Here is a 13,050-nt window from a genome sequence, read left to right as displayed (position 1 = left end):
CGTCATGACGAGCCGACTCGACGTGTTGTCCGGTCAGTTTGCGCCGACTCGGCGGGGCGCGCGGGTCGGGACGCCTACCCCGCGGTCCGCGTCAGCCCGACGACGACCGGGTCGTGGTCGGAGGAGCGGTACGGCGAGTCGGTGTGCAGGTCGAGGCCGGTGTAGTTGTAGCGGCTGTACTCCAGCAGCAGAGACTCACCCGAGTTGATGTTCCAGATGTCGGAGCCGGTGAAGCGGCGCTGGGCGTGCCGGTTGAGGAGCACGTGGTCGAGCGACCCGGCCAGGCCCGAGAAGGAGTAGCTGTACTCCTCGTTGCCGCTGAGCGTCTCGGAGTCGGCGAAGCCTGCCCGGTAGAGGACCTGCATCGGGTCCTCCTGGGTGTAGGAGTTGAAGTCACCGGCGAGCGCGACGTCGGTGACCCCGGTCTCGGACCGGATCGAGGAGACCCACGAGACCAGCGCGGTCGCCTGGCGGACCCGCGACTCGTTGGAGGCGCCCTGGCCGTCGCCGGTGTCGGCGTCGCCAGGCCACGGGCCGGGTGAGCCCTTCGACTTGAAGTGGTTGACCACGAAGAGGAACGGCGCGCCGCCGTCGGCGGGCTTGAAGATCTGGCCGATCGGCTCGCGAGCGTTGCCGAAGGCCTGGTCGTCGCCGCTCTGGTCGCCCAGTGCGCGGGCCTCGCCGATGCGGCGTACGGCCGAGCGCTTGTAGATGATCGCGTTGGTGATCACGTCCGCGCCGGACGCGTCGGGCAGCTCGGCCGAGGACGGGTTGGCCGTCCAGACCTTGCTCCCTGCGGCCGCGTTGAGGGCTGCGACCAGCGAGTTCGTCGCCTCGTCGGGGGTCTCGCCGAGGCGCGCGGAGTTCTCGATCTCCATCAGACCGACGACGTCGGCGCCGAGCGCGTTGATCGCGGAGACGATCTTGGCCTGCTGGCGAGCGAAGTCGGCCGGGTCCCAGGCGCCGCGCTGGTCGCAACCGCCGCGGACGTTGTTGCCGTCGCCGGCGCGGTCCGCGTAGGCGGTGCAGCCACCGTCACCGACGTTGTCGTCGTCGGCGTCGCCGAGCGTGGTGAAGTAGTTGAGCACGTTGAAGGAGGCGATCTTCACGTCGGCGCGACGGCCGATCTTGTGCTCGTCGGGAGCGTCGCTGCGTACGTCACCGAAGTCCGCCGGCCACGACGCCGGGTCGGCGGTCGCGACCTGGGTGGGCTGGAGGCGGTAGGTGGGCGCCGAGGGCGAACCGCCCTGGGAGAGGATCACCGGACCGCGGAAGTCGACGGAGGCGCCGACCACGACCGGGGAGGTGTTGGAGACGTAGGGGATGGTGCGGCTGGTCGGTGGGCGCAGCGTGGTCGAGGAGCCGTCGTCGAGCACGATCCCGCGGGCGGCGTTGTCAGCGGCGACGGCAGCGGCCTCGGCGGACCCGGGACGGGCCACCTCGGTCGGCTGGATCAGCGGGCGGTCGCCCTGGGCGAGGCCGAGCTCGCCGAAGTTCTCCACACCGTAGGTGTTGCTCACCGTGATGTCGCCCTGGGGCGCAAAGAGCATCCCCTCCAGCGACTCCTTCTGCGCGGCGGTGGCGGGCCACTGCGAGACGACTGCATCGATGCTGCCGGTGCCGTCGGTGACGATGCCGGCCGCGGTGGGCACCGACACCTGGGTCAAGCCGGCGTACTCGGTCACCTCACCGGTCACCGTCACCGCGTCGCCCGGCTCGACCGTGACCGCCCCGGCCGAGCGGGGCTGGTAGACGAAGAGCGCGTCGGAGGCGTCGTGGGATCCGAGGTCGAGCGAGCCGCCGGTGCCGGGCGTCTGGAGGTAGAACCCGAAGAACCCACCCGAGGGGTAGGCGGCGGTGACGATGCCGCTGGTGGTGACGGTCTGGCCGACGAGCGGGCTGGCGGTGCCGGTGCCCTGGATGTCGGCGATCGCGACGGGCTCGGCCGTGGTGGTGGCGCGCGCGGTCGGGATGGCGACCGCGCCGATGCCGGCGACGGCGGCCGTCAGGCCGACCATCGAGCCGAGCACCTGAAGTGCTGTGAACATTGGATGACTCCCCGCATGTGGAAGGTAGAGGGCGATGGGCGGTCTGCCCGATTCAGCACCGACCGGAACGCGACGATAACGCCGCCCACACCTTCTTCGCGGGGATCTTCGATGAACGTCGGGTAACGGAGTTACAACTACCCGAAATTGGAGATCTACGAGGACCGGAGGGACGCGCGCTGCTTCCACACGCCGTGGAAGAACTGCGCGCCCGACCACATCGTCAGCGCGACCGCGACCGCGAGGCAGATCTGGAAGGCGTAGAAGAGCAGCTCCCAGACAAGGGCGTCGCCGAAGGCGCCGCCGTGGGCCGAGCCGTGCGGAAGCGGGAGCAGCAGTCCGCCGAGCGCGACCGCCTGCACGGTGGTCTTGATCTTGCCGAGCTGGTCGGCCGCGATCACGATCCTCTTCAGCACCGAGAGCCGCAGCAGCGTGACGCTCCACTCGCGCAGCAGCACGATGATGGTGACCCACCACCAGATGTCGCCGACGATCGAGAGGCCGATGAAGGCCATTCCGGTGACCGCCTTGTCGGCGATCGGGTCGGCGATCTTGCCGAAGTCGGTGATCAGGTTGTGCTTTCGGGCCAGGTCGCCGTCGATCTTGTCGGTGATCATCGCCAGCGCGAAGATCACGAAGGCGATCCAGCGCAGGGTCGGGTTGTCACCGCCGTCGGCGAGCAGCGCCCACGCGAAGAACGGCACCGCGAGGATCCGCAGCGTGGTCAGCGCGTTGGGGATGTTCCAGTTGCTGGTCTTCTCGACGGTCGTCTCGTCCACGGGCTGCACCCTAACCGTTCACCGACGCGACCAGGTCAACGCCTTCGGAGGCGATGACGGAGGCAGTCACCAGATCACCAGGACGTACGTCCTCGACGTCGCCTTCGAGCGAGGTCATCCCGTCGACCTCGGGGCCCTGATGGGCGGCCCGGCCCCAGATCTCCCCGTCCGAGGTCTCCTCGACGAGCACGACGACCTGCTCCCCGATCCGCTCCTCGGCGCGCTGGGCGGTGAGCTCCTCGACGAGCTCGTTGACGTGCTCGACGCGGGCGCGGATCTCGTCCTCGTCCAGCTTGATCTCGTCGGAGAACGCAGCGGCCTCGGTGCCCTCCTCGTCGGAGTAGCCGAAGACGCCGGTCACGTCCATGCGCGCGGCGACCAGGAAGTCGGTGAGGATCTCGAGGTCCTCCTCGGTCTCGCCGGGGAAGCCGACGATGACGTTGGACCGGACCCCGGCCTCGGGCGCGTAGCCGCGGATCTGCTCGAGCAGACCGAGGAAGCTCTCCGGGTCGCCGAACCGCTTCATCCGCCGCAGCACGGCGTTGGAGGCGTGCTGGAAGCTCAGGTCGAAGTAGGGCGTCACGCCGGGCGTGGTGGCGATGACCTTCAGCAGGTCGGGGCGGGTCTCGGCGGGCTGCAGATAGGAGACGCGTACGCGCTCGATGCCGTCGATGCCGGCAAGCTCCGGCAGCAGCGTCTCGAGCAGCCGGATGTCGCCGAGGTCCTTGCCGTAGGAGGTGGAGTTCTCCGAGACCAGGAAGAGCTCCTTGACGCCCTGTTCGGCCAGCCACTGGGCCTCGTGGAGCACGTCGCTCGGGCGACGGGAGACGAACGAACCGCGGAACTGTGGGATCGCGCAGAAGGTGCAGCGCCGGTCACAGCCCGAGGCGAGCTTCAGCGGCGCCCACGGGGCGTCGTCGAGCCGCGTACGTCCCGCGAAACCGGGCACCTGGTCGACCGCGGCCATGCCGGGGACCGAGATGGCGGAGGCGTCGCGCTCGACCGGAGAGATCGGGAGCAGCAGCCGCCGGTCCTGGGGCGTGTGCGGGTGGTGGGTCTCGCCGCTGAGGATGGAGCGGAGCTTGGCGGCGATGTCGGGGTAGTCGTCGAAACCGAGCACCGCGTCGGCCTCGGGGAGCTCGGCGGCCAGATCCTTGCCGTAACGCTCGGCCATGCAGCCGACCGCGACGACCGCCTGCGCCTTGCCCGACTCCTTGAGGTCGGCGGCCTCGAGCAGCGTGTCGACCGAGTCCTTCTTCGCCTGCTCGACGAACCCGCAGGTGTTCACCACCACGGTGTCGGCCTCGTCCGGGTCGGCGACCAGGCGGAAACCTCCGGCGGTGAGCCGGCCGGCGAGCTCCTCGGAGTCCACCTCGTTGCGGGTGCATCCGAGGGTGACCATGGCGACCGACACGACCTTCTGGTCGGCCTGCTGGTCGGTCGGGGCGGTCTCGGCGGAGGGTTCGGTGGCAGTGCTCATCACCGTGAAGTATGACGGGCGCACGCCCCGGACACCGAACCCTCGCGCCGGACCTAGGTCGATCGCGGTGTCGATCAGTCCGGGACCGAGCCCGGCTTCACCGAGAGAACCGGGCAGGCCGCACCCAGCAGGATCCGCTGGGCCACGCTCCCCATCAGCAGCTTGCCCACCGGCGTACGCCGCCGTAGCCCGACCACGATCAGCCGGGCGTCGAGCTGCTCGGCGGCGTCGAGGACGGCGCCGCCGACGTCCGGGTCGATGGACTGCCGGATCTCGTGCGGCCGTCCGGACTCGGACAGCCGGCGCTCCAGCTCCCCGAGCTGCTCGTCGAAGGCGAAGCGGTTGTCGACCAGGGCGTCACCCCGGGAGGCGTTGACCACCACGACGCCCCGGTCGCGACGCTCGGCGTCGGCCAGCGCCCAGTCCAGCGCGACCGAGCCGTAGACGTCGGGCGCCCACGCCACGACCACCCAGCCACCTGCGGGCGTCTCACTCATCGGTTCACCAGCTCCTTCTCGTCCTCGACGGTGGCCGACTCGTCGGCCCGGGCCCGGATCCGGGCGATGAACGGCCGGCCCAGGATGAACAACGCGATCAGTACGTAGACGACCACCGCCAGCGGCTCGTTCAGCAACCCACCGTAGTCACCGCCCGAGATCGTCAGCGCCTCACGCAGCTTGGTCTCCATCAGCGGCCCCAGGATGACGCCCAGGATGAGCGGCAGCACCGGCAGGCCGAAGCGGCGCATCATCAGGCCGAGCAGACCGAACGCGACCAGCAGCCCGATGTCGAACGGGTCCAGGTTGGTGGCGTACGCCCCCAGGCAGGCGAAGAACAGGATGCCCGCGTAGAGCTGCGGACGCGGGATCCGCAGCAGCCGGGCCCACAGCGGCGCCAGCGGCAGGTTGAGCACCAGCAGCAGGGTGTTGCCGATCAGCAGGCTGGCCAGCAGCGTCCACACCAGGTCGGCGTGGTCGGTCATCAGCTGCGGACCCGGGGTGATGCCGTAGCCCTGGAGAGCGGAGAGCATCACCGCGGCGGTGGCCGTCACCGGCAGCCCGAGGGCCAGCATCGGCACGAACATGCCCGCGGCCGAGGCGTTGTTGGCCGCCTCCGGGCCGGCGACCCCCTCGATGGCGCCCTTGCCGAACTCGTCGTGCTTCGAGAGCTTCCGCTCGGTCAGGTAGGAGAGGAAGGTCGGGATCTCGGCGCCACCGGCCGGGAGCGCACCGAACGGGAACCCGAAGGCCGTGCCGCGCAGCCACGGCTTCCAGGAGCGGCCCCAGTCGTCGCGTCCCATCCAGGGACGGCCGACGGGGATCACGTGCGCCGGACGCCGGCGCAGGTGGGCGGCCACCCACAGGGCCTCACCGAGGGCGAAGATGCCGACCGCGACGACCACGATGTCGAGCCGGTCGACGAGCTGCGTCACACCGAAGGTCAGCCGCGGCTGACCGGTGTTGAGGTCGAGGCCGACCAGGCCGATCGTCAGACCGAGGAACAGCGCGGCGAACCCACGCAGGGCCGAGGTGCCGAGCACCGTCGTGGTCATGACCAGGGCCAGGACCATCAGCGCGAAGTACGACGGCGCCCCCAGCTCGACGGCCACGTCGGCCAGGGCCGGCGAGAAGAACGCCACCAGGATCGTGCCGATGGTGCCGGCGACGAACGAGCCGACCGCGGCGGTCGCCAGCGCCTGCGCGCCACGCCCCGCCCTGGCCATCCGGTTGCCCTCCAGCGCCGTCATCACCGAGGCGGACTCCCCCGGTGTGTTCAGCAGGATCGAGGTGGTGGAGCCGCCGTACATACCGCCGTAGTAGAGGCCGGCGAACATGATGAACGCGCTGGTCGGCTCGAGCCGGTACGTCACGGGCAGCAGCAGCGCGATGGCCATCGCCGGCCCGATGCCGGGGAGCACGCCGACGAAGGTGCCCAGCAGCACGCCGATGGCGGCGTAGAGCAGGTTCATCGGGGTCAGGGCGGACTCGAGTCCACCCATGAGCAGTTCGAAGTTCTCCATCAGTCAGTCCTCACAGGATCCCGTCGAGTACGCCAGGGGTGAGCGGGATGCCCAGACCGACGTAGAAGGCGTACCAGCTGCCGATGGCCAGGACGAGCCCGACGATCACGTCGCGCACGAGCGTGCGGCTGCCGAGGGACCAGGCGGCGCCGGCGAACAGCACCGCACCGGAGATGGCCCAGCCCAGCAGGTTCACGGTCGCGACCGTGAACAGCAGGACCGTGACCAGCTTGAGGACGGTCAGCCAGTCGGCCGACGAGCTCAGGTCGACGTCCTCGCCCTCCTCGGGCTCCGGCTGCGAGCCGCGGGCGGTGGCGACCGCCAGCAGCACGCCGACCAGGACGAGGCCGGTGCCGATGACGTACGGGAAGACGCGGGGACCGACCGGGTCGGCGAAGCCGACATCGAGGCCGGCGGCGTCGACGATCGTGTAGATCCCGACGACGACCATGAACGCGGCCAGACCGAACTGGCCGAGGTCGACCCGGCGCTGAGCGGGCTGCGTCTCGGGCTGCGTCTCGGGCTGCATCTCGGGCTGCATCTCGGGTTGGGTCTCGTGGACGCTCACAGCAGATCCAGCTCCTTCAGGGTCGAGGCGACGCGCTGGTCCTGCTCGACGAGCAGCTTGTCGAAGTCGTCGCCGGTGACGAACGCGTCGGTCCAGCCGTTGTCCTTCAGCGCCTGCTGCCACTGCTTGGAGTCGTGCATGCGGGTGAGCAGGTCGATGAGCTCCTGGCGGCGCTCGTCGCTGATCCCCGGCGGGGCAAGGATGCCGCGCCAGTTGAGGAAGACCAGGTCGATGCCGCTCTCGGTCAGCGTGGGCGCGTCGGCGAAGATGCCGGTGGCGCGCTCGTCGCCGGAGGTGGCCAGGACCCGGAGCTCGCCGGCCTTCACCTGGCCCTCGAACTCGGCGAGACCGGAGAAGCCGACGTCGATCTTGTTGCCGAGCAGCGCGCTGGTGAGCGGGCCACCACCGTCGTACGTCACGTACTTGACGTCCTTGGGGTCGATGCCGGCGGCCTCGGCCAGCTGCATCGGGAAGAGGTGGTCGGGGCCACCGGGCGAGGAGCCGCCGCCGACGACGACGGACTCGGGGTCCTCGGCCCAGGCCGTCACCAGGTCGTCGATGGTCTTGAAGGGCGAGTCGGCCGGGACCAGCACGCCCTCCTGCTCCTCGATGAGCTGCGCGATCGGGGTGGCGTCCTGGGGGCGCGCGTCCACGCCGAAGGAGTACGTCGAGCCGACCACGCCCAGCCCGATGGTCATGAGCAGGTTGCCGTTGCCCTCCTCGCTCATCAGGCGGGACATCGCGACCGAGCCGCCGGCGCCCAGGATGTTGGTCACCTGGATGTCGCCGCCGGTCAGGTTGTCGCGGTCGAGCACACCCACGGCCGCCCGGCCGGTCTGGTCGTAGCCGCCGCCGGGGCTGTTCGGGATCCACATGTCGAGGTCACGGGACTTCTCGCCACGGGTCACGCCACAGGCGGACGCCACGGCGAGCAGGCAGGTCACGAGCACGACGGTGACGGCGCGAGTACGGCGTATGCTCGCTGCCCGACGGCGCTGCGCTGGCAGCGGTGGTCGGGGCGGGGACTGCGATGTCGCGGTCGACAACGGCTGGCCTCCAGACTCAGGGGACGAATACGTTCAGTGGCGATGGTCACAGGCCGCGGTGACCGCCGTCACGATTGGGCAACCAAAGGAGGTTGTGGAACTTGTGGTCACGGGGTTCGCGCCGCCACCTGACGCTGGCCGGACAGGTGCTGGTGCTGCAGCTCTCGGTGCTGCTGCTCGTCGTCGCGGCGACCAGCATCGTGTCACTGCGACAGAGCGACGCCGACTTCCGTGACTCCCGCGAGGACCGGCTGCGCGCCGCCGCGGAGAGCCTGGCCGGCACCGCGGCCGTGCAGGACGGCCTGACCGGCACCCCCGACCGGCTGGCACTGGCCTTCTACCTGCAGACCCGGGCCGCGGACGCGGGCGCCGACACCGCCTACCTCACCAGCCTGGACGGCGAGGTGCTCGTCGCGACCGATCCGACCCGGGTCGGCGAGACGCTCCAGCTCGGTGGCCGCGAGACGAGCCGGGCCTGGTCCGGTGACATCGTGGACGCCGGCCGGCGCGCGATCGCCGCCCAGGTTCCGGTCTACGGCGGCGGGTCGACCGGCCCGGACGCCCAGGCCCCGCGCCCGGTCGGCGTGGTCGTGGTGACCGAGGACTACCCGCCGCTGACCGAGCGGCTCGCCCGCACCTGGGCCGACGCGTTGACCGTCCTGCTGGCCGGTCTCGCGCTCGGGGTGCTGGGCTCGTGGCTGCTGGCGCGGCTGATCAAGCGGCGTACGCGTGGGCTCGAGCCCCGCGACATCGCCGCCCTGGCCGACCACCGTGAGGGTCTGCTGCGCTCGATCCGCGAGGGGGTGCTGGCCGTCGGCGCCGACGGCCGGGTCAGCCTGATGAGCGACAGCGCCCGCGAGCTGCTCGGACTGAGCGAGGACCCGACCGGACGCCGTCTCGACGCGCTCGGCCTGCCCGCCGAGACGCTCGCCCTGCTCAGCGGCCCCGAGGAGGTGCACGACGCTCCGCTGGTCGCCGGCGACCGCGTGCTCGTGCTCAACCGCAACCGGGTCCATCACGCCGGCCGCCCCGCCGGCACCGTCACCACGCTGCGCGACCGCACCGAGCTGGTCGCGCTGCAGAGCGAGCTCAACGCACGCGAGAGCGTCACCGAGACGCTGCGGGCCCAGACCCACGAGTTCAGCAACCAGCTCCACACCATCACCGGTCTGCTGGAGCTGGAGGAGTACACCGAGGTCGGCCAGTTCGTCACCGGGCTGACCGCACGCCGGGCGGCGCTGAGCGACCACATCACCTCCCGGATCGACGACCCCGCGGTGGCCGCCCTGCTCATCGCCAAGGCCAGCCTGGCCGCCGAGCGGCGGGTGAGCATCGACCTGGACGCCGCCAGCTCGCTCCCCCGGCTCACCCCCGACGGCTCCGCCGACGTGGTCACCGTCCTCGGCAACCTGGTCGACAACGCCGTCGACGCGGCCGCCCTGGTCGGGCCGCTCGACGGCCGGGTCGGCGTACTCCTCAGGGCCGAGGGCGAGACCGTGACGGTCCGTGTCTCCGACACCGGCGGCGGCGTGCCTGCCGAGCGGCTGCCGGAGATCTTCCGGCGCGGCTTCAGCACGAAACCGCGCGACGCCAGTGGTCGCGGGGTGGGGCTCGCACTGGTCCAACTGGTGTGCCGTACACGCGGGGGCGAGGTCGAGGTGGAGAATACCGGGTCGGCTGAACGCCCCGGCGCGGTCTTCGTCGCGACCCTGCCCGGCGCCGTCCCGCTCGCACCACCCACCACCGCTGCCCCCGAGGAGACCCGATGACGTCCACACCGGAGCTCACCGTGCTCGTGGTCGAGGACGACTTCATGGTGGCCTCGATCCACACCCGCTTCGTGGAGCGCGTCGAGGGTTTCCGGGTCGTCGGCGTGGCCGCCACCGGCGCGCAGGCGCTCGAGGAGACCGCGCGCCTCTCCCCCGACGTGCTGCTGCTCGACGTGCACCTTCCCGACTTCAGCGGCATCGAGCTGCTGCGCCGACTGCGGGGCCGCGGTGACGACACCGACGTCATCGTCATCACCGCCGCCCGCGAGGCCGACACCGTCCGCGCGGCCGCGGCCGGCGGCGCGGCCCACTACGTGGTCAAGCCGTTCCCGTTCGAGGACCTGGCCGCCCGGCTCGACGACGTACGCCGCTCCCGCGAGGCGCTCGCCCGGATCGGGCAGCGCTCCGAGGGCGCCGAGCACCGCGACGAGGTCCAGGCCGGCATCGACGAGGTCTTCAGTCACCAGGGCGCTCGCGAGGCCCGGGAGCGACTGCCGAAGGGGCTCAGCGCGGAGACCGCCCGGGCCGTGCTCGCCGCGCTGCAGTCGGCCGGTGAGCTGAGCGCCACCGAGTGTGCCGACGCGATCGGCGTCTCCCGGGTGAGCGCGCGCCGCTACCTGGAGCACTTCGCGAGCACGGGCCGGATCGGCGTACGTCTCAACTACGGCACCGCCGGGCGGCCCGAACGCCGCTACCGCGCACTGTCCTGATCAGACCGGCCCAGCCGGGCCCGCTCAGGCGGACTCGCGGATCACCAGCCTCGTCGGGAGCACCACGGAGGCCTCGACCTCCTCGCCCGCCACCAGGCGGAGGATCTGCTCGGCCAGGCGGGTGCCGATCTCGTGGATCGGCTGGTGCACCGTGGTCAGCGGCGGGTCGGTGAACCGGGCGGCGTCGACGTCGTCGAAGCCGATCACCGCGACGTCGTCGGGCACCCGGCGGCCGAGGCGTCGCAGCGTACGCATGGCGCCGTCGGCCATCAGGTCGGAGGCCGCGAAGACGCCGTCGATGCCGGGATCGCGCTCCAGCAGCCGCTCCATGGCTTCCATGCCGGACTGACGCATGAAGTCGCCCTCCTCGACCAGGGGCACGGCTCCCGTCTGCAGACCGGCGAGGTAGCCCGCCAGCCGCTCCCGGCCCGCGACCATGTCCTGCGGCCCGGCGATGGTCGCGATCCGGGTCCGGCCCAGGCCGATCAGGTGACGCATCGCCGCCTTCACCCCGCTGGCGTGCTCGACATCGATGTAGGGGACGGTGGCCTCCCCCAGCGGCCGCCCGCTGGTCACGACCGGAACGCCTGCCGCCCGCAGCTCCTCGGGCAGGGTGTCGGCGCCGTGCATCGAGGCCAGGACGACACCGTCGACGGTGCGGCCGTGCACGTAGCGCAGGATCCGGTCATGGCTCGACCGCGTCGAGGCGAGCAGCAGCACGAGCTGCTTGTCGGCCTTCTCCAGCGCCTCGCCGACGCCCCGGATGACGCCCGGGAAGAAGGCGTCGTCGGAGAACACCCGGGTAGCGGACTCGGGCAGGATCAGCGCGATGGAGTCCGTACGCTGCGTCACCAGGCTCCGCGCCGCCGGGTTCGGCACGTAGCCCAGGTCGGCGATGGCCCGGCGGATGCTCTCGGCGATGTCAGGGCGCACGGTCGTGGAGCCGTTGACGACGCGGGAGACGGTCGCTCGCGAGGCCCCGGCCGCCCGGGCCACCGTCTCCAGCGTCGGCCGGCCGGCCGGGGTCTCGTTCATGAGTGGAACCTATCGCCTCCTGCCCCCGCCGGTCACCGGGAGAACGTGAACCAGTTGAGGTTGACGAAGTCCGCCGGCTGGCCGCTGGTGAACCGGAGGAAGACCGTGTGCGTGCCGGTCACCCCGCTGATGCTGCCCGGGACCGTACGCCAGCTCTGCCAGCCTCCGGTGTTGGCCACCGAGAAGCTGCCGATCGGGGCGTTGTTCACGTTGTCGAGGCGTACCTCCACCAGGCCGCTGACCCCGGCGGGAGCACCGGAGGCGACCCGGGCCGAGAACGTGTGCGCGGCGCTGGAGCCGAAGTTCACGCCGTCGTAGCGGAGCCAGTCGCCGTTGCCGAGATAGCCGACGTTCTGACCGCCGCCGGTGTCGGTGGTCGCCTCGGTCTGGGTGCCGCTCTGGGCGTTGTAGGACTCGGCCTGGATGGTCGAGTAGGCGTCCCGGCTGCCCGGCGCGGGCGGGTCGGTCGGCTCGGCCGTGCCGCCGCCCTTGGAGTAGACCGCGACGTAGTCGACCAGCATCGGCACCCCGGACGCGGTCGCCGCGGTCGGGTTGCCGGGCCAGCCACCGCCGATCGCGACGTTGAGGATGATGAAGAAGCCGTGGTTGGTCGCGTTGTTCCAGGTGGTCTCGTCGACCTGGTCGGAGCGGACCGTGTGGTAGAGCGTGTTGTCGACGTAGAACCGGATCTGCTGCGGGCTGGTGCTGCGGTCCCACTCCATCGCGTAGGTGTGGAACGACGACTGGCAGGTCGAGCCCGGGCAGCCCTGAAGGGTCCCGCCGAGACCGGTGGTCTCGTTGCACGGGCCACCCGGCGAGGTGCCGCAGTGCAGCGTGCCCCAGACCTGGTTGGCGCCGTTGACGTTCTCCATGATGTCGATCTCGCCGATGCCCGGCCAGTTCCAGTAGTTGCCGCGGAACGGCTCGCCGAGCATCCAGAACGCCGGCCAGATGCCCTGCGCGGCGGGGCCGGTGACGTTCGGCATCTGGATGCGGCTCTCGACGCGGAGCACGCCACCCGCGGGCGGCTGGAAGTCGGTCCTGACCGTCTCGATGCGGCCCGAGGTCCAGTTGCCGGCACCGTCGCGGATCGGCTTGATGACGAGGTTCCCGCCGCCGTCCTGGTAGACGTTCTGAGTGCTGTCGGTGTGGTAGGCGATCTCCCCGGTGCCCCAGTTGGGGGCGCCGCCGGGATAGGAGTGGCCGATGTCGTAGATCCAGTTGTTCGTGTTGATCCGCGACCCGGCCGCACCGGTGAAGTCGTCGCTCCACACCTTGGTCCAGCCGGCCGGAGTGCCCGGCTCGGACGCCTCGGACGCCTGCCCGAACGATGACAGCGGGATCGCCACCGCGACCACGCCGGCCGCCACGACGGCGGCTCCCAATGCCTTGAGACTTCTCATGATGACTCGCTTTCCGAATGAACGAGCGTCGAGCCCCGATGACTCGTGAGAGCGCTCTCTCGGTGCCATGGTCCCAAAGTGATGTGACGCGTGTCACCAAACGCGAAACTCTTTAAGATCCCGCCCACCCGGCGCAACTGTCCCGCTCACAACCGTCGAGTCGGCGCAACTGTCCCGCGGGTTTGGGACAGT

11 protein-coding genes are annotated in these 13,050 nt (G+C 70.9%); 2 read left to right on the top strand and 9 right to left on the bottom strand.

The window, feature by feature from the left end:
• Window positions 1–74: 74 nt before the first annotated feature.
• The 7 genes from ACFVDI_RS27495 to ACFVDI_RS27465 form a co-directional block, all read right to left on the bottom strand.
• Window positions 75–2,048 carry an ExeM/NucH family extracellular endonuclease gene (locus ACFVDI_RS27495; RefSeq protein ID WP_378912076.1) on the bottom strand — a complete coding sequence of 658 codons (1,974 nt, stop codon included), beginning with the start codon at window positions 2,046–2,048 and terminating at the stop codon, window positions 75–77.
• Window positions 2,049–2,203: 155 nt separating this feature from the next.
• Window positions 2,204–2,827, bottom strand: a complete 624-nt coding sequence (gene pgsA / locus ACFVDI_RS27490; protein WP_378912075.1) for a CDP-diacylglycerol--glycerol-3-phosphate 3-phosphatidyltransferase — start codon at window positions 2,825–2,827, stop codon at window positions 2,204–2,206.
• A gap of 10 nt (window positions 2,828–2,837) precedes the next feature.
• A complete protein-coding gene (rimO, locus tag ACFVDI_RS27485; protein ID WP_378912074.1) occupies window positions 2,838–4,307 on the bottom strand; it encodes a 30S ribosomal protein S12 methylthiotransferase RimO in 1,470 nt (489 codons plus the stop codon).
• A gap of 74 nt (window positions 4,308–4,381) precedes the next feature.
• Complete coding sequence (locus ACFVDI_RS27480) at window positions 4,382–4,804, bottom strand: universal stress protein (protein WP_378912073.1); 423 nt, start codon at window positions 4,802–4,804, stop codon at window positions 4,382–4,384.
• Window positions 4,801–6,327, bottom strand: a complete 1,527-nt coding sequence (locus tag ACFVDI_RS27475; RefSeq protein ID WP_378912072.1) for a tripartite tricarboxylate transporter permease — start codon at window positions 6,325–6,327, stop codon at window positions 4,801–4,803. Before ACFVDI_RS27475 ends, ACFVDI_RS27480 begins: the two co-directional genes overlap by 4 nt.
• Before the next feature lie 10 nt (window positions 6,328–6,337).
• Window positions 6,338–6,895 carry a tripartite tricarboxylate transporter TctB family protein gene (locus ACFVDI_RS27470; protein WP_378912071.1) on the bottom strand — a complete coding sequence of 186 codons (558 nt, stop codon included), beginning with the start codon at window positions 6,893–6,895 and terminating at the stop codon, window positions 6,338–6,340.
• Entirely contained in the window at window positions 6,892–7,839 is a 948-nt protein-coding gene (locus ACFVDI_RS27465) for a Bug family tripartite tricarboxylate transporter substrate binding protein (RefSeq protein WP_378912070.1), read from the bottom strand. The genes ACFVDI_RS27470 and ACFVDI_RS27465 overlap by 4 nt, the downstream gene beginning before the upstream one ends.
• Before the next feature lie 203 nt (window positions 7,840–8,042).
• Between ACFVDI_RS27465 and ACFVDI_RS27460 the strand changes: the two genes are divergently transcribed.
• Both ACFVDI_RS27460 and ACFVDI_RS27455 read left to right on the top strand, forming a co-directional pair.
• Entirely contained in the window at window positions 8,043–9,710 is a 1,668-nt protein-coding gene (locus ACFVDI_RS27460) for an ATP-binding protein (protein ID WP_378912069.1), read from the top strand.
• On the top strand, window positions 9,707–10,420 hold the full coding sequence (locus ACFVDI_RS27455) for a response regulator (RefSeq protein ID WP_378912068.1): 714 nt from the start codon (window positions 9,707–9,709) through the stop codon (window positions 10,418–10,420). The genes ACFVDI_RS27460 and ACFVDI_RS27455 overlap by 4 nt, the downstream gene beginning before the upstream one ends.
• Before the next feature lie 24 nt (window positions 10,421–10,444).
• On the opposite strand, the gene ACFVDI_RS27450 is transcribed toward ACFVDI_RS27455, so the two are convergent.
• Together ACFVDI_RS27450 and ACFVDI_RS27445 are read right to left on the bottom strand one after the other, a co-directional pair.
• Window positions 10,445–11,455 (bottom strand): LacI family DNA-binding transcriptional regulator, encoded by a 1,011-nt coding sequence (locus ACFVDI_RS27450; RefSeq protein ID WP_378912067.1) that lies wholly within the window; start codon window positions 11,453–11,455, stop codon window positions 10,445–10,447.
• Window positions 11,456–11,487: 32 nt separating this feature from the next.
• Window positions 11,488–12,858: a glycoside hydrolase family 16 protein gene (locus ACFVDI_RS27445; protein WP_378912066.1), complete on the bottom strand. Its 1,371-nt coding sequence runs from the start codon at window positions 12,856–12,858 to the stop codon at window positions 11,488–11,490.
• Between the last annotated feature and the right edge of the window lie 192 nt (window positions 12,859–13,050).

The organism is Nocardioides sp. NPDC057767 (genome assembly GCF_042798275.1).
Taxonomy (GTDB): Bacteria; Actinomycetota; Actinomycetes; order Propionibacteriales; family Nocardioidaceae; genus Nocardioides.
Note: the sequence above shows the minus strand (reverse complement) of the source record. Positions and strands in the feature narration are given on the sequence as shown.

Excerpts from the sequence above, each read along its gene's own strand:
- ACFVDI_RS27495 (WP_378912076.1), bottom strand. The coding sequence starts at position 2,048 with ATGTTCACAGCACTTCAGGTGCTCGGCTCGATGGTCGGCCTGACGGCC.
- rimO (WP_378912074.1), bottom strand. The coding sequence starts at position 4,307 with ATGAGCACTGCCACCGAACCCTCCGCCGAGACCGCCCCGACCGACCAG.
- ACFVDI_RS27480 (WP_378912073.1), bottom strand. The coding sequence starts at position 4,804 with ATGAGTGAGACGCCCGCAGGTGGCTGGGTGGTCGTGGCGTGGGCGCCC.
- ACFVDI_RS27475 (WP_378912072.1), bottom strand. The coding sequence starts at position 6,327 with ATGGAGAACTTCGAACTGCTCATGGGTGGACTCGAGTCCGCCCTGACC.
- ACFVDI_RS27455 (WP_378912068.1), top strand. The coding sequence starts at position 9,707 with ATGACGTCCACACCGGAGCTCACCGTGCTCGTGGTCGAGGACGACTTC.
- ACFVDI_RS27450 (WP_378912067.1), bottom strand. The coding sequence starts at position 11,455 with ATGAACGAGACCCCGGCCGGCCGGCCGACGCTGGAGACGGTGGCCCGG.
- ACFVDI_RS27445 (WP_378912066.1), bottom strand. The coding sequence starts at position 12,858 with ATGAGAAGTCTCAAGGCATTGGGAGCCGCCGTCGTGGCGGCCGGCGTG.